29 protein-coding genes are annotated in these 19,101 nt (G+C 58.6%); 25 read left to right on the forward strand and 4 right to left on the reverse strand.

Translation table 11 applies throughout. The features are described 5' to 3' along the window. The first annotated feature begins 12 nt into the window (after positions 1-12). From P1X16_RS28215 to P1X16_RS28225, 3 genes are all read left to right on the forward strand, one after another. On the forward strand, positions 13-1,866 hold the full coding sequence (locus P1X16_RS28215; protein WP_277236054.1) for a UvrD-helicase domain-containing protein: 1,854 nt from the start codon (positions 13-15) through the stop codon (positions 1,864-1,866). A gap of 74 nt (positions 1,867-1,940) precedes the next feature. After that, positions 1,941-2,348 carry a hypothetical protein gene (locus P1X16_RS28220; RefSeq protein ID WP_277236056.1) on the forward strand — a complete coding sequence of 136 codons (408 nt, stop codon included), beginning with the start codon at positions 1,941-1,943 and terminating at the stop codon, positions 2,346-2,348. Between the two features lie 31 nt (positions 2,349-2,379). After that, entirely contained in the window at positions 2,380-2,622 is a 243-nt protein-coding gene (locus P1X16_RS28225) for a hypothetical protein (protein WP_277236057.1), read from the forward strand. Between the two features lie 21 nt (positions 2,623-2,643). On the opposite strand, the gene P1X16_RS28230 is transcribed toward P1X16_RS28225, so the two are convergent. Then, entirely contained in the window at positions 2,644-3,147 is a 504-nt protein-coding gene (locus tag P1X16_RS28230; RefSeq protein WP_277236059.1) for a Clp protease N-terminal domain-containing protein, read from the reverse strand. Between the two features lie 205 nt (positions 3,148-3,352). On the opposite strand from P1X16_RS28230, the gene P1X16_RS28235 reads away from it, so the two are divergent. Further along, positions 3,353-3,694, forward strand: a complete 342-nt coding sequence (locus tag P1X16_RS28235; RefSeq protein ID WP_277236060.1) for a hypothetical protein — start codon at positions 3,353-3,355, stop codon at positions 3,692-3,694. Positions 3,695-4,082: 388 nt separating this feature from the next. Here P1X16_RS28235 and P1X16_RS28240 read toward each other — a convergent pair whose 3' ends face one another. Next, a complete protein-coding gene (locus P1X16_RS28240) occupies positions 4,083-5,255 on the reverse strand; it encodes a hypothetical protein (protein WP_277236062.1) in 1,173 nt (390 codons plus the stop codon). Between the two features lie 11 nt (positions 5,256-5,266). Then, positions 5,267-6,193, reverse strand: a complete 927-nt coding sequence (locus tag P1X16_RS28245) for a hypothetical protein (RefSeq protein WP_277236064.1) — start codon at positions 6,191-6,193, stop codon at positions 5,267-5,269. A 388-nt stretch (positions 6,194-6,581) separates the two neighbouring features. Between P1X16_RS28245 and P1X16_RS28250 the strand changes: the two genes are divergently transcribed. From P1X16_RS28250 to ssb, 10 genes are all read left to right on the forward strand, one after another. Then, a complete protein-coding gene (locus P1X16_RS28250; RefSeq protein ID WP_277236066.1) occupies positions 6,582-7,613 on the forward strand; it encodes a zincin-like metallopeptidase domain-containing protein in 1,032 nt (343 codons plus the stop codon). Between the two features lie 134 nt (positions 7,614-7,747). Further along, complete coding sequence (locus tag P1X16_RS28255; protein ID WP_277236068.1) at positions 7,748-8,074, forward strand: hypothetical protein; 327 nt, start codon at positions 7,748-7,750, stop codon at positions 8,072-8,074. A gap of 172 nt (positions 8,075-8,246) precedes the next feature. Then, positions 8,247-8,723, forward strand: coding sequence for a hypothetical protein (locus tag P1X16_RS28260; protein WP_277236071.1), 477 nt, complete (start codon positions 8,247-8,249; stop codon positions 8,721-8,723). A gap of 229 nt (positions 8,724-8,952) precedes the next feature. Continuing rightward, positions 8,953-9,162: a hypothetical protein gene (locus P1X16_RS28265; RefSeq protein ID WP_277236073.1), complete on the forward strand. Its 210-nt coding sequence runs from the start codon at positions 8,953-8,955 to the stop codon at positions 9,160-9,162. Between the two features lie 173 nt (positions 9,163-9,335). After that, the gene (locus tag P1X16_RS28270; protein WP_277236075.1) at positions 9,336-9,659 is read left to right on the forward strand and encodes a hypothetical protein; all 324 of its coding nucleotides are present in this window, start codon (positions 9,336-9,338) and stop codon (positions 9,657-9,659) included. Positions 9,660-9,863: 204 nt separating this feature from the next. Next, positions 9,864-10,280 carry a hypothetical protein gene (locus P1X16_RS28275; protein ID WP_277236077.1) on the forward strand — a complete coding sequence of 139 codons (417 nt, stop codon included), beginning with the start codon at positions 9,864-9,866 and terminating at the stop codon, positions 10,278-10,280. A gap of 82 nt (positions 10,281-10,362) precedes the next feature. Continuing rightward, on the forward strand, positions 10,363-10,506 hold the full coding sequence (locus P1X16_RS28280; protein ID WP_277236079.1) for a hypothetical protein: 144 nt from the start codon (positions 10,363-10,365) through the stop codon (positions 10,504-10,506). Between the two features lie 9 nt (positions 10,507-10,515). Further along, on the forward strand, positions 10,516-10,662 hold the full coding sequence (locus P1X16_RS28285) for a hypothetical protein (protein ID WP_277236081.1): 147 nt from the start codon (positions 10,516-10,518) through the stop codon (positions 10,660-10,662). 12 nt (positions 10,663-10,674) lie between these two features. Next, the gene (locus P1X16_RS28290) at positions 10,675-10,992 is read left to right on the forward strand and encodes a hypothetical protein (protein ID WP_277236082.1); all 318 of its coding nucleotides are present in this window, start codon (positions 10,675-10,677) and stop codon (positions 10,990-10,992) included. Between the two features lie 286 nt (positions 10,993-11,278). Further along, the gene (gene ssb, locus P1X16_RS28295; RefSeq protein WP_277236084.1) at positions 11,279-11,695 is read left to right on the forward strand and encodes a single-stranded DNA-binding protein; all 417 of its coding nucleotides are present in this window, start codon (positions 11,279-11,281) and stop codon (positions 11,693-11,695) included. Here ssb and P1X16_RS28300 read toward each other — a convergent pair. After that, positions 11,692-12,033, reverse strand: a complete 342-nt coding sequence (locus tag P1X16_RS28300) for a hypothetical protein (RefSeq protein ID WP_277236086.1) — start codon at positions 12,031-12,033, stop codon at positions 11,692-11,694. The two genes, ssb and P1X16_RS28300, sit on opposite strands and share 4 nt — an antisense overlap. Positions 12,034-12,213: 180 nt before the next feature. Here P1X16_RS28300 and P1X16_RS28305 point away from each other — a divergent pair, with 180 nt between their 5' ends. From P1X16_RS28305 to P1X16_RS28355, 11 genes are all read left to right on the forward strand, one after another. Then, on the forward strand, positions 12,214-12,759 hold the full coding sequence (locus P1X16_RS28305; RefSeq protein ID WP_277236087.1) for a hypothetical protein: 546 nt from the start codon (positions 12,214-12,216) through the stop codon (positions 12,757-12,759). Positions 12,760-12,848: 89 nt separating this feature from the next. Next, complete coding sequence (locus P1X16_RS28310; protein WP_277236089.1) at positions 12,849-13,052, forward strand: hypothetical protein; 204 nt, start codon at positions 12,849-12,851, stop codon at positions 13,050-13,052. Between the two features lie 52 nt (positions 13,053-13,104). Next, positions 13,105-13,404, forward strand: a complete 300-nt coding sequence (locus P1X16_RS28315; protein WP_277236091.1) for a hypothetical protein — start codon at positions 13,105-13,107, stop codon at positions 13,402-13,404. A 319-nt stretch (positions 13,405-13,723) separates the two neighbouring features. Continuing rightward, positions 13,724-13,939, forward strand: coding sequence for a hypothetical protein (locus tag P1X16_RS28320; RefSeq protein WP_277236093.1), 216 nt, complete (start codon positions 13,724-13,726; stop codon positions 13,937-13,939). 166 nt (positions 13,940-14,105) lie between these two features. Next, entirely contained in the window at positions 14,106-14,528 is a 423-nt protein-coding gene (locus P1X16_RS28325) for a hypothetical protein (RefSeq protein WP_277236095.1), read from the forward strand. 109 nt (positions 14,529-14,637) lie between these two features. Then, a complete protein-coding gene (locus tag P1X16_RS28330; RefSeq protein WP_277236096.1) occupies positions 14,638-15,006 on the forward strand; it encodes a hypothetical protein in 369 nt (122 codons plus the stop codon). A gap of 738 nt (positions 15,007-15,744) precedes the next feature. After that, the gene (locus P1X16_RS28335; protein ID WP_277236098.1) at positions 15,745-16,929 is read left to right on the forward strand and encodes a replication initiation protein; all 1,185 of its coding nucleotides are present in this window, start codon (positions 15,745-15,747) and stop codon (positions 16,927-16,929) included. A gap of 207 nt (positions 16,930-17,136) precedes the next feature. Then, positions 17,137-17,511, forward strand: coding sequence for a hypothetical protein (locus P1X16_RS28340; RefSeq protein ID WP_277236100.1), 375 nt, complete (start codon positions 17,137-17,139; stop codon positions 17,509-17,511). Positions 17,512-17,601: 90 nt separating this feature from the next. Continuing rightward, positions 17,602-17,922 (forward strand): hypothetical protein, encoded by a 321-nt coding sequence (locus P1X16_RS28345; RefSeq protein WP_277236102.1) that lies wholly within the window; start codon positions 17,602-17,604, stop codon positions 17,920-17,922. A gap of 66 nt (positions 17,923-17,988) precedes the next feature. After that, positions 17,989-18,477 carry a hypothetical protein gene (locus P1X16_RS28350; protein ID WP_277236103.1) on the forward strand — a complete coding sequence of 163 codons (489 nt, stop codon included), beginning with the start codon at positions 17,989-17,991 and terminating at the stop codon, positions 18,475-18,477. Positions 18,478-18,685: 208 nt separating this feature from the next. Further along, positions 18,686-19,069 carry a hypothetical protein gene (locus tag P1X16_RS28355; protein WP_277236104.1) on the forward strand — a complete coding sequence of 128 codons (384 nt, stop codon included), beginning with the start codon at positions 18,686-18,688 and terminating at the stop codon, positions 19,067-19,069. Positions 19,070-19,101: the final 32 nt, after the last annotated feature.

Below are 19,101 nucleotides of genomic sequence, written 5' to 3' on the forward strand. Positions count from 1 at the left end.
ACTTTCGATACCATGAAGCTTACCCCCGAGCAGAAAGCCATCGTCGCCACCCGGGGCAACCTGAAAATTAACGCCGTCGCTGGTTCCGGGAAAACCAGCACGCTGCTGGCCTACGCCAAGGCCCAGCCGCCCAAAGCCAAGGGCTTGTACCTGGCCTTCAACAAAACGGTGAAAATCGAGGCCCGCGAGCGGTTTGCCGAAGCCGGGCTGCCCCAGGTGCAAGTGGAAACGGCCCACTCACTGGCCTACGGCCGCATCATCCGGGGTTCCCGCTACCGGGTGCGCGCCACCGCCTACCGGCCCTACGAACTGGCTCAGCTGCTCGACCTAGAGCAACTGCCGGAAGCGCAGGCGTTGGGGACCGGCCACGGGGCCCGCACCTTCTCCTTTATCCTGGCCGCCCACATCGTCAAGGTGCTGGCCGCCTTCTGCAATTCGGCCGTGCCGAAGGTAAAAGACCTTCGCTACACCGCCTCGGTGCAGGAGCCCAAAGCCCACGCTTTCGCTCAGCAGCACGAAGCGCTCATCGAACGGCTAAGCCGCCACGTGCTCAATCTGCTCGATACCGCGCAGATCGAAGTAACGCACGACTTTTATTTAAAGAAGTTCCAGCTTGAAGGCCAGCAGCTGAACTACGATTACATTCTCTTTGACGAGGCCCAGGACGCCAGCGGCTCCATGCTCGACTGGTTTCTGAAACAAACCGGCGCAACCAAAGTGATGGTCGGGGACACGCATCAACAGATTTACGCCTGGCGGGGGGCCGTCAACTCGCTGGAAAAGGTGAATTATCCCACCCTGCCGTTGAGTACCTCGTTTCGCTTCGGCCCTGACATAGCCCAACTGGCCAGCGCTATACTGGGTTTCAAGGCTCCGGGCGGGAGGCCCTCGCCGGCCCAGCGGGTGCAGTTGATCGGGGCCGGCAAAAGCACGGCCGAACTAACCCGCGCCATTATCGGCCGTTCCAACCTGGGGCTGCTGGTGAAGGCCATCAGCTACATTACCGGGCCGCACGCCGTCGAGCGCATCTACTTCGAGGGCAACCTGCGGGCCTATATCTACGGGGCGGAAGGGGCGAGCTTGTACGATGTACTCAACATTTACAAGGGGGACCGCGGCCGCGTGCGCGACCCCATGCTGGTAACAATGGCCAACCTGGCCGAGGTGGAAGAGTACGCCACCCAGACCGGCGACCAGGAGTTGCTGCTGCTCATCGAGTTGGTGGAAACCTACGGCGACTCGCTGCTGAGCGTGATGGCCGAACTAAAGCGCCGGCAGGTCGAGGACTCCGAGCGCCACACGGCCCAGGTGTTCTTTTCCACCGTTCACCGCTGCAAGGGGCTGGAGTACGACTTAGTGGAGCTGGCCCCGGACTTCATTACGACCGAGGACGTGATAAACTGGCACCTGCGCGAGTTCAGCCCCCAGCGGCCCACCCCGGCCGAGCAGGTGTTGTTCCAGGAACAGGTAAATCTACTCTACGTGGGCTTGACCAGGAGCCGGTATCGTCTCTGGTTGCCCCAGGACAGCCTGCCGCTCCAATACCGGTTGCCGGTGCCCGCCGAGGGCCAGACGGCCGCCCTGGTGGGCTATCCAGGCAAGGGCACCACCTACCTCACCAGCCCGGGCGTGGTCGAGGCCGGCGTGGTGCGCGGCAAACGCAAAACCGCAGCTAAACCGGCCCCAGCGGAGACGCAGCCCCCGCGCACGGGCCTGCCATGGAGCGTAGACGACGAGCGGCGACTCACCATCGGCTTTTGTCAGGATGAGCGCCTGCCCGCCCTGGCCGCGAAGCTCCAGCGCTCCGAAGCGGACGTGGCCGAGCGCATCAAAGTGCTGGACCTGGCCGAGCGCTACGGCCTGTAATAGAAGCAAAAAACAGCACTAAACTTGTTGGCTTTTGTATCTATATAGACACACGGTACTAGTATATTTGCTTCATGCACCCCTTTCTCACCACCCTGCCCGAACACCACGCCATTGCCGGCCTTTCGCCGGGGGCCAACACGGCCTTAGTCGTTTGCGGCTATTTTCCCGGCGCGAACTGGTATTACGCCATGATAGCCGGAGCCCCCACGGCCCTGACCACGCGGCCCGACCTACAGCTGGAGGGCCTTAGTTTAAGCGAACTGTTGGGGTGGCTGGAGAAACTACGCATCGGCCTGCCCGGCGGGCTAAGCGTGCGCCTGCGCCGCGACGGCTACCTGGGTTACACCCAGCCGTGGCAGCAACTCTACTGGGGCGAGCAGGGCCCCGAACTGCGGGGCGTGGTGGACCCCACCCAGGACCGGGCCGGGAACTTCGGGCCGTTGTTTTTTGAGCGGTCGCTATCCCAGCGGGCCGCCTAACCCCGTTTGCGCCGTCTGCTGCGCCCGCACCGTGAGCGTCCCCCTGATCGAGAGCACTGCCCTGGAACCGGGCACCGAGCCCAACCTGTACGTGCTGGACTGCCCCCGGTGCGGCGAGCCTATGCACCATTATTTCCGACTGGAGGCCGAGTACCAGCTGTGCTTGTGGTGGGCCTTCAAGTGCGGCGAGTGCGGCCGCCGCGTCGATGCCTGGCAAGATAAGCCCGTGCCCTGGCACACGGCCCGCTACGAGGACGGCTACGCCGTGGAATAAAAGCGGGCGTTTGACTCATCCCTACCCGAAGCGCAGCCCCACCCGGTCGTAGGCCGCCATGTCGAACAGAAACTGGTAGTGCACGCCGTAGCTGTCGAGCAGGCGGCCGATGCGCGTGGTTTCGTCGCGCAGCAACGCCAGCAGCAGGTGCTGGGTTTCCACCGAGTCCGAGTTCCAGAAGTCGGCTTCCCGGCCCGCGATGTAGAGCGCATTTTCCGCTTCCGGTGAAAGTGGGTGCTGGCCGGCCGGCGTTGAGTAACCGGCGTGGCTGCCCTCCACGAGTTGGCGCTCCAACTCGTAGGGCGTGACTCCTACCGCGGCCAGCATCCGGTAGGCGGAGCCTCCTTCCACACCGAGCAAGCCCAACAGCAGCTGTTCGGGCCCGACGTGGGGCTGCCCCAGCCGCGAGGCCGCAGCATGGCTCAGCAGGATAGCCTGAGTAAGACGGGGAGAGTAAGGGTTGTGGTCATGCAGGAGGTGTGAGCGAAGCAGAATAAGGGACAGCGTGTGCGTATATAGGCCCAATCGAAGGAGAAAGATAGGGGCCCAAAAGCAGAATACCGCAGCGCTTGAATGAAATAAAAACAAAAGAGGCAGCGGGGAAAACGAAGGGGGCGGCCAACCACCAAAAAAGAGAGAATAAAAGGAAGGCAACAGCTTATAACATCCTGTATAGGAACATTTTTTGCATTATACCTACCAAGACCTTCCACCTTAAACCCCCTTCGCCATGTGTGATTTCTTCGCCTTCCGTGACAACGCCAAAGCTGCTTTCTCCACGCTGATTGTGTCAGTGATGATGTATGAAAAAGGCAGCGGAATGGGCGGGGAAATTGTCATGTACCGCGTGAAGGTGGCCGGGATGGCGATTGGGGAAGATTTGACCAGCGAGGGGCCTAATCCCGAGGAAGTACTCACCAATTTGAGGCGCAAAGTGGGCGCGGCGCGGCGGGTGAAAAAAGCCGCCGACAACGCCCGCGAATTGGCCCGCCGCAACGCGGCCCAGGTCGCGGTAGTAGTGGCAATGGTGGTCCCGGCGGCGATGGAGCCGTCCCAGGCAATGGCCGCCTAATAGTCGATTTTTCGAGGCCGGGAGCCGAAAACTCCCGGCTTTATCCTTCCTTTTTTGTGTACCGTCCGATGCAAGTAACCCCGCTTTCCGCCCTGTCCATTAATGTGCCCGAATTCTTTGCGCGGGCCGATTTTCAGGCCTGCTCAACGCCCCTACCGGCCGCCGGGCCAGCTGGCACACGCCGGGCGAGGAGCCGGGCGAAAACTCCGACACCTTTATCACCTTCGACCACCGCGAGGGCAGCGATTTTGACGACTTGTTCCCCAGTGACTTGCACCAACTTATTTGCGAAGTCTGCGAGGCCCACGGCCTAAGCTACGGCGTGCTGCGCCTCACCAACGAGGCCGAGTAGCCCGCACTGCCGGCCCTTCATTCTTTTCCCCACTGCCTAACGCCTGAACCACCGGCGACCTAAGGAGACGGCGTAGCGGGCCAGCACGAAATAGAGCGTGAGTACGACCAGGTGGGCCTGGCTTACGTCCGCTGCCTGGAGCGAGCCGTGTGCCAGCTTGCTCCCCAAAGCCAGCAAAACCGAGGGAAAGGCAAGCACCAGCGCGGCATTGCGCCAGCAGGTGTAAGCGATGAAAAAGAACAGCAGCAACGAATTGGTCACGCCGTAGGCAAACAGGGCCGCGCGCCGGTCTAGCAGCGCCCGACCCCGGCTGGCCACCAGGCGGCGCAGGCCGGCCACGCTGAGCGATTCGCGCACCACGGCTTCGGCTTTGGGCAGCAGATTGGGCGTGTTGGTCAGATCCGACAGCAGCCAGTAGCCGTCGTGGCGCACGAACGGGTTGAATTGCCACAGGGCTAAGATGCTAACGGCCCCGGCGGCAAAGCGCAACGGCTCGTAGCTGCTAAGCAAATAGCCCCCGGCTAGCGCAGCAGCATACAGCACCTGGCTGTAGATTCCGGCTAAATTGGCAATAATGCGCTCCTGCCGTGATGCCTGCCAAATACCGGTTACGTCGGCGTAGAGTACGGGGAACAAGTAGGCGTACAGACCGAAGCCGATGCCGCCGTGCCGGACGCCCGCCCGGGCGGTAGCCGCCACGTGCCCGAACTCGTGGATTACCATTGAGCCGTATACCAGCGGCACGCTAACCCACAGCTGCGCGCCGGTCGGCAGCACGGTCGGGCCGTTAAGGGCGTGCCCGGCCACTAGGGCCACTGAGAGCAGGCCCGCCGTCCACCAGAACACGCGAGGCGCGTAGCAGAATCGCAGCGGCGCCGCAAGCCACCCGGCCGCCCGGGCGGGAATAAACTCGAAGCGTACCCGCAGGTAGGGCGCGGGGAGGTCCGCCCGGGTGGCCGGGCCCTCCCCGTGCAGCAGCTGATATCCCCCAAACCGGGTTTCCACCAAAGCCGCGAAGTCGGCCGCGCTCAAGGCTGCGGCAAACTGGGCGTTGAAGGCGGCGAGGGCCGCCTCGTAAGAGTCCACCTGGCCGAGCAGCCGGAACAGATCGGCGGCGGCCGCGTTGACCAGCAGGTTGCGGCCGCTGGGGGTGGCAATCACCCAGCGCGTCGCGTCGAAGGGCCGCAGCAGGGAAGCATCCGTGAGCATAAGCAGCAAATTTAGGCGACAGTCGCGGGGCTCGGCGTAACCCGGGCTTGCGCCTTAGATAGCTTGGCGGCAATGTCGTCGCAATAGAAGGAGCAGCGCATGCTTTGATGCTCCAGCAAGGCGCAGAGTTCTTCGAGCCCCAAGGGCCGGGCAATGGCAACGGCCCGGCTGAAATGCTCTTTTCCCAGCTCGTAGAGCGCCGTAGCCGTTCCGCTGGTGTAGAGGTAAGGATGCACGCGAGCCGCGTCCAGTGCCTGCACGTCGATGGACTCGCGGTGCAGGTAGGCTTCCACCTGCGCGTGGGCGTAGGTGTACTGGCCCTGCTCCCAATCGGTGCGGAAATCTTCCACGTCGTCCATGCACTGCAAGGCCACGTGCAAATGATTGAGGCAGTCGATCAAGGGGGCCACAGGCGCAGGTGTCTGAGCCAGACTACTGAGCGCAAACACTACCATGTGAGATACGGCCGATTTGTCGATGGCCAGGGCCTCGAAGCTTTCCCGCGTGAACGGGCCCCGGGCGGCGCTAAACGCCTTCTCTCGCAGGTTGCTGTCGGCGTACTGCTTTTTGCAGGCGTCCAGCCCCGCCCAGTAAGGGTCGGTGGGCGGAAATAAGGATGCCAAGGCCCGGATGGAGCGCTCGTACAGGTCGCAATAGGTTAGCAGCCGCAGGGCTGAGAGGGCGGGCGCTGCCGAGTCAGCAACCGGGCCCGCGTCGAGCACTTTGTCGATGGCTAGCAGGAACCGAAAGTAGAAGTAGCAGCTAATGCTGAGCTGGTCGAGGTGGGCGGCGCTTACGGCCGGGCCGAAAACCGGGGCGAGCCAGGTAGGCAGCTGCACGTACAGTTGGTGCTGCCGCAGGATATAGTCGCCAGCCAGCTCCTCTTTGAGGGCCTCGGGCAGGAACAACGCCCCAACAAAGTCAGTGATGGCTCGCATAATAAAAATGGGAGATAAAAAGGGTAGACGAATATCAAATTTAGACGGAAAACTGAAACTTGTATCTATTTAGGAACAGGAAAACAGCGTTCGGCCGCACTAACGGCTTTGATTCGCCAAACTCATTCGCGGAAATGCGCAAGAAATCAGGCGCTCGCAGGGCTGTCTCACGGACTGCGGGCTCGTTAGCGCCCATACTGGTGCTGTTCTATGCCCAGGAATTCACCGGGCCCAGCGGGAGGCAGCGGGGTAAAGAAAGGCGGGCCAAGCGACCAACAAAGAAGGGGCAACTAATTGTTCTAAAGCCCCTAAAAGGCCTTTTTCGGTTCAATTTATGTACTTATATACGTACGGCCGGCAACGGTGTCAGGCCGCTTCCCCCCTTGTTATGACCACTTCCACTGCTCCCAAAACCAGCAAAGCCACCAAAGCCAAGAAAACGGCCAAAGGCAAGAAAAGCACTAAAGCCACAACTACCGACGCAAAGCCCCGTTACGACGTGCAACAGGTGGTAACCGACCGGATTATTTTGGCGCTGGAAGGTGGTATTATTCCGTGGAGAAAGGGGTGGAGCGCCTACGGGATGCCCCGCAACTACGCCACCGGCAAGGCGTACCAAGGCATCAACGCTTTTTTGCTGGGTTTTTCCCCGGTTGGCGAGTACCCACTTTACCTGACCTATAAACAGGCGTTTGATTTAGGTGGCTGCGTACGCAAGGGCGAAAAAGGCGAAACAGTGATTTTTTACAGCAACGTGGAAGGCAAGAAAAAGGCCACGGGCGAAAAGGGCGACGATTATTTTCTCATGAAATCGTTCACCGTTTTCAATATCAGCCAGATTGACGGCATCGAGTTTGAGTTGCCCGAGAAAGTAGAGCGCACGTTCACCCCCAACGAAGCCGCCGAAGCTCTTTTCGGTCGTTATTTGGGCCTGACAGGTGCCCCGACGTTGGGTTTTGGGGGTTCGCGGGCCTATTACGCCCCCGAGAGCGACCATATTCAGATGCCCCCCCGCCTGACTTTCCGCAGTGAGCAGGCGTTTTACCGCACGCTGGGACACGAATTAGGCCACAGCACCGGAGCCGCCCACCGGCTGAACCGCCCCGACTTGGTTAACAGTGGCGGCAAGGGTAGCGCCAGCTACGCCCGCGAGGAGCTAACGGCCGAAATGACGACCGCTTTTCTGAACGCCGAAATCGGGTACGCCCCGGAGCCCGAAGGCGACCAGCACGCCAGCTACATTCAAAACTGGCTGATGGCCCTCAAAGGCGATAAAAGCCTAGTATTCAAAGCCGCCAGCCTAGCCCAGAAAGCGAGCTATCTGATAAAAGGCGAAACGCCCCCCAGCTACGAAATTACGGCCCCGGTAACCCGGACGCTCCAGCCCGAGCCCGCTGAGGCGGTAGCCCTTGCCGCCTAGTCTGCCCAACAAAAGCCAATCAAACCCCGCTTTTCACGCTGAAAGGCGGGGTTTAGGTTGAAAACATACCATTCAGCAGCGTAAAAATCAGAAACTTTCGGGCGGCTCCGCCGCCGGGGCCAAAAACCAGCCAGATGAGCACAAACAAACTTTCTTTTCAGGAAAAACTAATTATTGTGGTGATTGGTCTGGCCGGCTTCCTTTTCCTAGGGGGCGGGTTGTATGAGGACGTACGGCCTCGGCCCGTGACGCGTATTCACGGAATCATTGTCGATAAGCAGTGGCAGAAGCCTTACCAGGTCCACTACAAGCACAGCAGCGAGTGGCGGCCCAGCCGGTTTTTGGTTTGGGTTGCCAACCGCGAGAGCATCCGGTCCGTGGAGGTGGATAGCGTTACGTGGGGCGGCTTGCGCATCGGCCAGCCCAGCAGCTACCGCTACACGCCGCGCAACTGGTGGTAGGCAACCGAGCCGGCCCGCGCCCGGGAATTTTTGGGGTATAGGCAGCGGGGAGGGAATGGATGCCAAGGAAATAAAGTGCCCTGAAACCCTGAAAACAGGGCTTTTTGGCCGGATTTGTGTAATTAAATACGTACAGCCGGCAATGAAGCCAGGCCCGTATTCTCCCCTTGTTATGACTGCTTCTGCCCCCGCCACCGCTGGCCAACTCGTTGAGAAATCGTCCACCCTATTTGTGGTGGGCCAAGCGCTCGGTGCCGGCACGCTGTTGGCCTACCTGAGCTTTGAGGCCCTGAGCGCCGCTTACGGGCAGAAGCTACCCAAAACCGTCCAGGTGTTGACCGTGAGCAGCTACGAAGTGTGCGTGCTGCCCGGCATGGCCAACTACTGGGCTAAGGACGTGGAAGCCGTTAAAGCCACCCGGACGGCAACCCTGCGCAAAGAAGGCGCAGCTCCCCAGCCCCAACCGCTGGCCCCCGTTTCCAAAGCAGACATGATTTCGCGCATCCTGAGCACTGCCAGCCAAGCCGCTATAGTTAGCAACCGGGCCGGCGAATTTCAGGGCCTGGCGGCCAACACCTTTATTACCCTAGCGTTTAAGTCCGAGGATGAGCTGGGCAGCATCTGTAAAAAAATAGGGGCAATCCACTAAGCGCCCAGACAATAGAAACGGGGCCTTACGGCCCCGTTTCGCGTCCCAACGGACTCGATAAGATGAATCACACCCCAGCGGCATGTAGCCGGGTTGGCAGGCCAGGCAGTGGGGGTGAAGTAAACGCGGTTTGATCCGGATGGTTGGTAAAAATGTGCCCTATAACACCTGAAAAGGGTGTTTTTGGCGGGGTTTGTGCAACTGGGCAAGGGTCTTAACGCCCGTTTTTATGTCCCTCACTGCCCCCGCTGCCTTTCCTCTTGAATCCTTGCGCGAAACCACCTATGGGCTGGAGCTGGCCGTCATTGCCTATACCAAAGGGCAACTGAGCCAAGAGGAGTTGCGGGCTGAAATTGACTGGGCCGCAACCGCCTACGAGGCCGCCGGGCTTAACGCTACGAGTACCCGCGCCCGGTACGCTGAACTGATTGCCGAGTAAGTTGCAACCGCTAGGCAACGGGGGAGAAGTGGTGGGCGAGTTTTTACTGTAAATATACCCCTACCAGTTTAAATAAATTCAAGAAAAAGTGGTTCAGTGGCCTAATAAGGCCTTTATTTGGTCTGGTTTGTGTATCTATATACGCACAAACATTCCACTTTCAGCCCTTCCTTATGGCTTTCGCAGTTTCCACCTCCCCACGGGCTACGGCCGACTATATCTACGAAATGACTGAGGACGGTTTGCTGATAATTATTGACCTGGACTTGGGTAACCGGAGCGTAACCAACGACATGCAAAACGTACTGGTCGACATAGCCTGGGGCGAGGAGCGGGCTTCGCTGGCCGGGTGCCGGATTACTTACCGCGACTCGGAGGGCAACTGGAGCCGGGTGGTCCTAAGCCAGGAAGGCCGCTATGAGCGCGTTTGCTCTTTTGGCAAGCGCGTGACCGAGGAAGCCGAAGCGTTGATGTTGCTGCGGCAGGTACCCAAGTAAGGGGCTGCAGCGCCCCGCTTTTTTCCTTTGGTTTTACCTGTTGCCAGTAGCTGCCCCATGACTGTTTATACCCCCGAAGCCCCCGCCCGGGACCACGCGCTCCAAAGCGAGGACTACCACGCCGAATATTAGGCGGTAACGTTGTGCGTATATAGGCGCAAGGCTGTAACTTTAGGACCACAGCCCCCCCCGCTACCCTGCTTCATGCTTCTACCCCTACCGGCCGCTCCAGAATTCCCCACGCCCCAGCCGGGTGGGCCGCCCCCGGCGTCTGGGATCCTGTCAGAGGCGAATTTACTGGCTGCCTTCGAGGCCCACTACCCCGCCTTGCTGCGCTTCTGCCGGGTAGAGGGCGTCGGCTACGTGTTGTGCAGCTACGTGGCGGCCGCTGAGGGCGCGGCGGTACGCTTCGCACTGGGAACGGGCTGGGTGCTGCTGCGCCTGCGCCCTGATGGCCAGTTCGGGCTCCCCTGCGGGCCGCTGAGCCCCCGGGGCGTGGCCTACCTTATCACGCGGGCGTTGCCCGTGCGCGACCGCCGGGTGATGCGGGACGGTCCCTGGCCGGAGGGCAGGCAGTGGGGACGAAGATTAGCCGAAGCAGCGAAACAAAGCTCATTTTAGCCGGAAAAAGCAGGTTTGGGGCATAGATCTTGTATCTATTCAGGTACAGCCGGCAACGGTACCGCTGCTCCTTGTCTTGGTTATGACTGCTGCCCAGATTTACTCCCAGCTTGAAGCCCGTGCACTGCTGCAGCTGCTGAACGCGCCGCAGCCGTGGCAGCGAGGCCCGGCGTTGGTCCTCTTATCGGCTTTGCTGGATGAGCCCAAGTTGCTCACGATTGTGTAGCTGCTCGTAGTGGACCATTTCCATGCCGGCGGGTTACGCGGGTTCACGCCCCGCCTGCTGGTGGTAGAAGGGGCGGACTCGTATCTACCGCACATACCCGTGCTGGCCGAGCGGCTACATCAGATGGTGTCGTTCTTCGGCGGCCAGTGGACGTAAACCGCGGCGGAGTTGCTGGTAGTCGGGCAGAACCTGAAAGAGAGTTGGGGCGCGCCGCATATGCAGCAGTTGTACTATGAGCTGTCAATCCGCCTGATTATGCGCCTGCATCCCCACGACACGCAAGAGTCCGACTGGTACAAGACGTGGCACCTGAGCGCCCACGAGGCCGCGCAGGTACAATCCCTGGAGAGCAATAATTGGCTGCACTACTCGGAAGTGTTCGTGAAAGTACACTCGTGCCCCAGCCGCGTGTACCGAGTCGAAGTTTCCCTAGCGGAACACGCGATGTATACTGCCCGCGGTCGGAGGGGAGGGGAAGCCGGTTGAGGAGGCGGTGAAGCAGAAATCGGCAGAAAGCTCCGCAGCGTGCGGAGCTTTTTTTTGGCCGTCCGAGCAGGCAAGAAAACCGGCTTAAAATAGCCATGCATGTCTATTCAGGCACATAATTCAAGCAGGCAACGGGGTAGGAAAAAGCTGAGCGCCAGACGCGAGAAATATCAAAACAAAGTATCCCCATTGGCTCAAAAGGGGCAAATATGGTCTAATTTGTGTACCTATGTAGACACGCGGGGAATGATTCCCGGCATCCAAACAACCCTTTTTCATTACAGTTATGCAACAGCTACTCATCATCGGCAACGTAGGCAAACAAGCAGAAGTACGTCAGGCCGAAAACGGGCAGGCCATCGGCTTTAGCGTGGCAGTGAACGAATCCTACAAGGACAAGTCCGGCCAGCGCCAGGAGAAAACCACGTGGTACAAAGCTACCTTCTGGAAGAAACTGGGTGACAGCACCAAGATTGCCGAGTACCTGAAACCCGGCCAGACGGTGAGCATTATTGGCCGGCCATACGCGGATGCCTACCTCAACAAGGAGGGCAATGCCGTAGCTGAGCAGTGCGTTCGCGTGTCTAGCCTGGACTTGATTGGCTCGCCCAAAGGCCAGAGCGAGGCACTGGTTGAAGGTCCCGACTCCGACGACCTCCGCTCCACTCTGAACAAGGACGACGATAACGACCTCCCTTTCTAGGCAGGTAGCCCGCCTGCCCGGGTTTCGGCCGGGGCAGGAAAGGGTTTTATCGTGTTTGCTACCCGCTTTTTTCCTTCGCCCCGATGAATACGCTCTACCTGCCGACCGCCCCCCAGCCCGAACAGGCTGTGCCCTGCTGCGTGACGCAGCTTTCGCAGTGGCACGAGTACCACGCCCGCCGTCACCGCGCCCACCTGCCGGCGGACGAGCCCGCCCCGGGGGCCGTGGTGAGTGCCGGCCACGCCTGGCACCGCAGCTGGGCCGAGTGGCACGAACAGCAGGCCAGCAGCTAAGAGAACTAGCCTGCCCTCCCCGAAAAGACCAATAGCCCCGCCCACAGAAGCGGGGCTTAATCGTGCATTTTTGTTGCCGTTTCCTAAGCAGGCAGTAGGGTAAAAAAGTGGCGAGGCAACAGAAATAAAATGCCTTTAGACCCCTTAGAAGGGCGTTTTTGGTGTGGTTTATGTATCTATATACGTACGGTCGGCAACGAAGCCAGGCCCGTATTCTCCCCCGTTATGACTACTGCTGCTGCCTCCCTGCTAATCAAAGCTTTGATAGTGACTACCGGCTATGTGCCGACTTATTCAAAAGCCGTGGGCGAGCGCATCGTGCGCGTGGAGTTGACCGGGGGCAGGTCGGTTGTGATAACGGGCAACGAGAAAGGCTACGACATGGGAGAAGCGACCGAGGCCGAAATTGCTGCCGCTAAGCCCATAGCCAAGCACTACAAAGCCTTTCTGCGCGGGGGTGAATTGCCCAGCGCCCCGGCTGGCATTACGACCAAGCACCTCCTCGAAACCGAGCACGAAGGCGGCGGGCTGGAAGTGTTCGAGTTGGTCGAAACCAAAGAAACCAAGCGGGTAGCCGCCCTGCGCGACATATTGAAGCAGGGCCAGTGCAAAGTAGTGGAGGGTAAACTGGTGGACACGTTCAGCGCCAGCGCCTTTATTCAAGTGTACGATATGGTAAATGAAGCCAACAAAACCAAGCTGCTGAGCTTCTCGCTGGCCGGAGCCATCGGGGCCTGTTTCAAGCTGATTAACAACCAGCGCAACAAGTAAATAAGCGGTATGAAACCTCAAAAACCGAGTTTTCGGCCCGGTTTCTGGCTTGTTTCTCTTATCCGACACCCTGTTTTTTCATTGATTTTATGCCCTTTGTTACCCTAATAGCCGAACAGCACCTGGTTTTCACCCGCAAAATAGAGGTGAGCGACGAAGAACTGGCCGAACTACAGGCCCAGCTAGCCGAAGGCCGCCAGGACGTTTCGCACCTGGTAGCCGAGGACCACCTCAGCGAAGAGAATATTTTGGAGGATAGCGGCTATGAAGCCGTGCGCTTGGTGCTGCACTAGCAGCCCCGGCTGCAAGCAAATTTCTTTCTCAGTTTCCTTTTCAATCCTATTTATGAAACTCCCAAAAGGCGCACATTACCCCGTTTACCCCCAGCCGGCGTTGGAGCGCGGCAAAATCGACCAGCGCCAAAGAAGCGACAAAGGGCTTACCCTGCTCGACCACCTGGCCATTGAGGCCCTGCCCGTAGCCCAGGCCCGTACCAGTTCCCAGCGGGCCGGCTACGTGAATGGCCCCGCCATCATGGAACACGCCAGCCCCGAGTACGTGGCGAAGGAAGCCTACGACCTGGCCGAGGCCATGCTCACCGAGCGCCAGAACCGCCACGCCGCCGAAGTGGCCCCTCAGGCGTGAGCAGCTTAGCCAGTGCCCGCCGTGGGTGGCGCGAGCGCACCCGCCGCGCCGTGGCCCGCGAGCAGGGCCGGTGCTGCCTGTGCCAGAAAAAAAGATGACACCGGTTTGATGGAAGGAAAGTGTACGGCCTGCTTTGTACTCGTGCAGGAGCGTATCGCGGCCCAGGCTTAACGGCCTACCGCGGAAAAAAAGAGAATCAAATAGGGCGAAACAAAACTTGAAAAAAGATGACTCATTGCCATAAAAAGGGGTTTTTGGACAGGTTTCTGTATCCATATACGCACAGGCAGTAACCTAGCCGCTTGCCAACCAGTACCCGATGGCCGACTTTTCCCCCGCACAACACCAGGCACGTGAACAACGCAAAATCGAGTTGGCCCAGGCCGAGCTACAGGCCCAGCTTAGCGGGTCGGAAAAGGCCCCATGTTTCGAGCCGCTAAGCTGCCCGACTGAGGCCCGGGAGCGTTACCAGCAGCGGCTGGCCGCCATCAAGGCGCTGTGCGCGGCGGTTACGATATTGGTGCAGGACCTGTAAGCGGTCGGAGGGGGTCAGCCACGCCCCTTCCCCAGCCGCTTATTTTTTTTCCCACTGCCTGATGATAGGCGATAAAACCGGCAAGGGGCCCAATCTCCAATAGTATCTTGCCCCTTCCTGCTGATACGGATTGAACAGTGTTGTTCCTGTTAACCCTAGAGCTTATATGAGAATACTGGAAACAACCCGCTGGTACTTCGGAGACAGCCGCCAGGGCTTCCCGCCCGATTCATTAGCACATGAAGTACATAGGCAGTACCGCTTGGTACGCGATGTGGCCGATATGGTACTGGAGCTGGCCGAGAGTACCGACCAGACCGAGGAACTGGTAACGAAAGAACTGAAACGGCGCGGCTACTCGTACCAGGCCGAAGTAGTCAACAGCCACCCGGTAAAAACGGAAATCAGCACGCCTACCCACTTGATTCGCATTCTGGGCAGCAGCGGCACCCGCCGAGTGGAAACCGCCGGCCAGGAGTGGGGCGGCGAAAATGAGGACTGGCTGGAAGCGCAGGTTTTTCACCGCCCCACGTTCGACGACGACCAGGACCCGAGCCAGCCCGACAAGTACGCATTGCCAACCGAGTAGGCGCATAACCACGGCCAGAAGAGGTTGAAAAACAGGCCAGAAACCGCGTTTTTAACGGTTTCTGGCCTGTTTTGTGCAATAGTACAAGCACCACGAAGCTTCTTTTCCTATGAGCCAGCAGCTGCCCCTTTGCTTTGACGCCCCCCTCGATCCCACGGCCAAAATCACGACCGACGCGCACGCCGCGCGCGTGGGGGCCCGCATCGACCAGATTTGGACGCTGGCGGAGGCCCGCTGGCAGGAGGGAGGCCGGCCACTGCGCTTCATCGGGTGCTCGTACTACGTGGTAAACTTCAACCAGCACTCTGACCGCAGTGCCTACCTGAGCGAGGCGGAGAGCACTGAGTTCCACGCGCTGGCCATCCGGCACAGCCTCTATGCTAACGACCCGTACCGCGCCCGGGAGCGGGTGGTGTCTCGGTTGGCGATGCTTCGGGCTGAGCGGGAAAACGCGGTTCAGCTGGTTAGCGCATCCTGAATATAGCGACGGTTTTGTTGGCGTCAATCGCGATTATATCAGCCGCGGTAGTGTCTATGCTCCCCTAGATGCGCACCTAGTCATAGGTCAGCGTTATGTCGTCTTTTAGCTGGTAGTAGAACCTGTCGTACTTGTGCTTATTCATAAGTAGTTAAGGCTCGGCCGGCCCCCCAGGTGCTGACTACTAAACGGCAGCCCAAAAAACTTAAAAGAAAGTCTCTAAAAAGCTACTATTAAAGATTACTACTTCTTTATTAGTATTACGGGTGCCGTAACTCTCTAACTACCAATGCTTCCGCGTGTCCAAGTGTAACCTGTTTGCCGTTAAGTGTAACTGCAATGCCGTTGCCTGTAACCGCAATGCCGCATACGTGTAACCAGATTGCCGTTGAGCCAGGCTAAGTGTAACCAGAATGCCGTTAGCGGCTTTTTAAGTGTAACTGAAATGCCGTACCTGTAACTGAAATGCCGTTGGCCCGGCTAAGTGTAACCAGAATGCCGTTGGACAATACCGTAGGACTAGGCCACGCAAGTGTAACCAAAATGCCGTTGGGTGATGTCGGAACACCAGGCCGTGTAAGTGTAACCAGAATGCCGTTGGCCCAGTGCTTATTGTTCAGGTTAAGTGTAACCAGAATGCCGTTGGGTAATGCTGTGGGGTACTTCTAAGTGTAACCAGAATGCCGTTGCGGCTTTAATGAGTAACTATTTTTTCGCTCCCTTTTACCAAATTGCTGCATGAGCGCCGACGAAAACCTGCCTGATACCCAACTGGCCCAGCATAATGCGTTGATAAACGCCCGCTTTTCCATGCTGCCACTGCAAATGCGGCTTTTTGTAGCCATGCTGGCGCAGCAAGATTTTGACCAGACCGACTTCCGCGAGCACTTTATTCCTATCGGGGACCTGCTACTCGATAACCGCGGGGGCAGCGGTTACGCGAAGGTCCATGAAATGTGCGAAGCCATCGTGGATTTCAAAATATACATCGAAGAACTGGAGTCCGCCACCCGCCGCCGGAGCAAGCAGCCAGTCTTTACGTTCATCAACCTGATTTCCAAAGCCAAGTACGACCCCCAGAGCGGCGGCGTACTCGCCAGCTTCAACGCCGACGCCCTGCCCTATTTGCTCCAGTTGCGGGAGTGCGGCAACTTCACGCTGGCCGACCTCAGCGAAGTGCAAAAGCTGCGGAGCCCCACGGCCCTGCGCATCTACTGGCTGCTCAAGGAATACGCCAAGTTCGGCAAGCGCACCATGACGGTGCCGCAACTGCGCTTCGTGCTCGACATTGCCGACCACGAGTACCCACAATTTCGCAGCTTGAAGGCCAAGGTGCTCGAAGTGGCCCGCGAGCAACTGTCGGTGACGGACGTGCCCTTTACCTACGAGGTGGAACGCCAAGGCAAAATTGCCCAGCGGGTAACGTTCATGTTCGAGGCCGCCAGCACTAAAAAAGCCGACCCGCTGCCCGTGGACGAGTGGGCCACAACCTTGCGCAACCTGGGCGTGGCCCCGCGTAGCCTGGCTACCATTCAACAGCAGCTGGAGGCCGGGGAGTACACCGTGGACTATATCCGTTTCGTGGTGCAGCGGGTAAAGTCCCAAGTGGCCCTCAAGAAAATTATTAAGCCGGCCGGGGCCATCTACAAGGCCCTGGTTGAAAAATACCTGCTGGCCGACTACCTCGAAAGCCTGAGCAAGCCCCCGGCGGCTAAAAAGGGGATAGGCACGAAGAAGTCAGCGCCGGCGGAAGTGGCCTACCCGGTAGCGGAGGTGCAGTCGATGTATGACAACCCCGGGCCCTACGCCAAACAAGACCGACTGCCCACCTTTGAGGCCCATTTACAGGCCATTTACCTCTCCCAGGGCTTTACCCTGGAGGAGCGGGCCGGCCAGCAGTGGCTTGTGAAAAAAGAGGGGTAGTCGAACAGGTAGTGGGAATTGAATAAAGGGCGTGGGGGCCTGAAAACGGTATAGTGTACCGGGATTATTGCCCTTAATCAGCCTTGGTTTGTATCTGCCTAAGTACAAGAAATTCCCCTGCCATAAGGTACGAAGCCGAACACTAATCCGTCGGCGCGTAATCCCTTCTTTTTCCTGTTATTCCGGCCCAAGTGGCCCTTTCTTCCTATGGCCAAAACGAACAAAAAACAGCTCCGGCGCACGCTGATGGCTGTTCACCAGTACCTGAGCGACCCCGAAAAACTCCAGACCCTGTGCCTTATGGCGGATCTGGACCCGGATACGCTACTTGCCACCGTCGAGCAGGACTACGCCACGTTGCAGCCGCTGGCGCACCCGGGCATCTACGAGGCCCGGGGAGCCGAAAAGGGCGGGCAGTTAATTCTGATTCTGCAACAGTGCAAAATGCTGGCGGAGGGCTATGAGAAGAAGGAGGATGCTGGCGGGCACCTGGCCCGCACCTTGCAGCACGTGCAGGCCCACGTGGCCGTGCTGATGGCCGACTACGAGGAGCAACTACGCCAAGCCCGCAACAGCGAATAATGCTGGGTGCAGGGGCTGAAAACGGTGTTATGGCGTGATTTGTGTACCTGTTCAGGTACAGAATAACCCCCTTTAGTTCAGCTCTTATGTTTGGACAGGCCACCATTCCCGACCCCCCGCACCGCGCTCGATCAGACGCCGACCGCACCCAATCCTTTGCAGCAGCTGCGGCTCGCGACGGCACTTTACTACGCCAGCAAGCACTACCGCGAGTGCGATACGGGATTTCCGGCCACGTTCGACCAGCTTTGGAGCGGCCACCAGGCCCGCTGTTACGGGTTAGGTGACTACCTGGTGGCCCGGCGGTCCCGGGCCGAGCATGAGGGCCGGATGGTGGAGTACCGTACGCTGGCTGAGTGGCTGGCTGAGCCCGAGGAAGGTGAATCTGTGGAAGTAACCGCCACCGCGTAGATTTCTTCAGATCTGGAACAGAAGCAGCCGGGCACGCGTGCTGCATGAACCCTACTTGCTCTTAGTATGCTAACAGAATCAATCCAAAATAGCGGGTTACGCTTAGCGGCCACCGCGCTAGAAACAACCGAGCATATGCCGTGGTGTGAGGCAATCAACAAATTAGAAGATGATGCCTTAGAGGCCGCCGTCGCCGCTGCATTGGCCCAGAATGCACAGGTGGCGTTAAGTGTTTTAGCTTCTGTTAAACAGGCGGGCAAGCAGGCCACCACTGTTGCGGAACGTATCTTAAAAAGGCCCGATAAGACAACTATTGCGGGTTTTAAATACCCGATCCACCACCGCCGCCTAAGAAGTGTCGTGCGGTCGCTCAACAAAGTTGGTCTGCGGCCTTACACGCTCGAAACGTCTGCTCTCCCTTCTGGCGCTTCTGATCACGAAATTGAGCAGGCTCTGACAATGGATGCTCATGATGCGCTTCACAAACTCGATGTGTTTGAAGATGCCGCTAATCAGGCACTGGCACTTACCAACACGTATATGAAGAGGTTTTGACTTGTCCAGCACGGCCAAGCAGTGGCAAAGGGCAGCAGGGAAGAAAAGGGGCGGGGGCAGGGGTAGTCTCAGCAGCTGTGGCTTTTTCCTATTGGCTGTGGAGAAGTAGCCTGACAAACACCTGACAACCTGGTACGCGCTTTGTACGTATATACGTACAAAATATTTGAAAATAGTTAATCTGAAGGGTCGTTAACCCACGCTTATCATGCAGTTATTTCCCGAGTTCAACGAGACGATAGGGGGCCGCTCATTCGATGCTGATGCCTTTACGATAATGCTTTACCTGGGTGGGACGGCCTTCTGTAAGTTCAGCGGCTCGACCAATCTGGTTTTCAAGAAAGGCAATGCCCGGCGCAACACCTGGCTGCGCATGGACTTGCAGGAGAATGAGGGCGGGTTTGACCGGCTCAAAATTCACTACCAGGCCGATGAAACCGTCCGCATGGAGTTTTATTCCTTGACTACCATCCCAGGCATGAAGCCCCTCAAAGGCTTGGTGACGGTGGTGGAGGACGTGAAACTCGACTACATGGGCGAAGTTTTTCAGGAGGTCACTGGGCTTAATATGCAGGGTACGCCCAGCGCGTAATCCCCCAGAAATGGCCACCGGCACTGCGGCGA

Origin of the sequence: Hymenobacter sp. YC55, assembly GCF_029433095.1 — a bacterium.
GTDB lineage: Bacteria > Bacteroidota > Bacteroidia > Cytophagales > Hymenobacteraceae > Hymenobacter.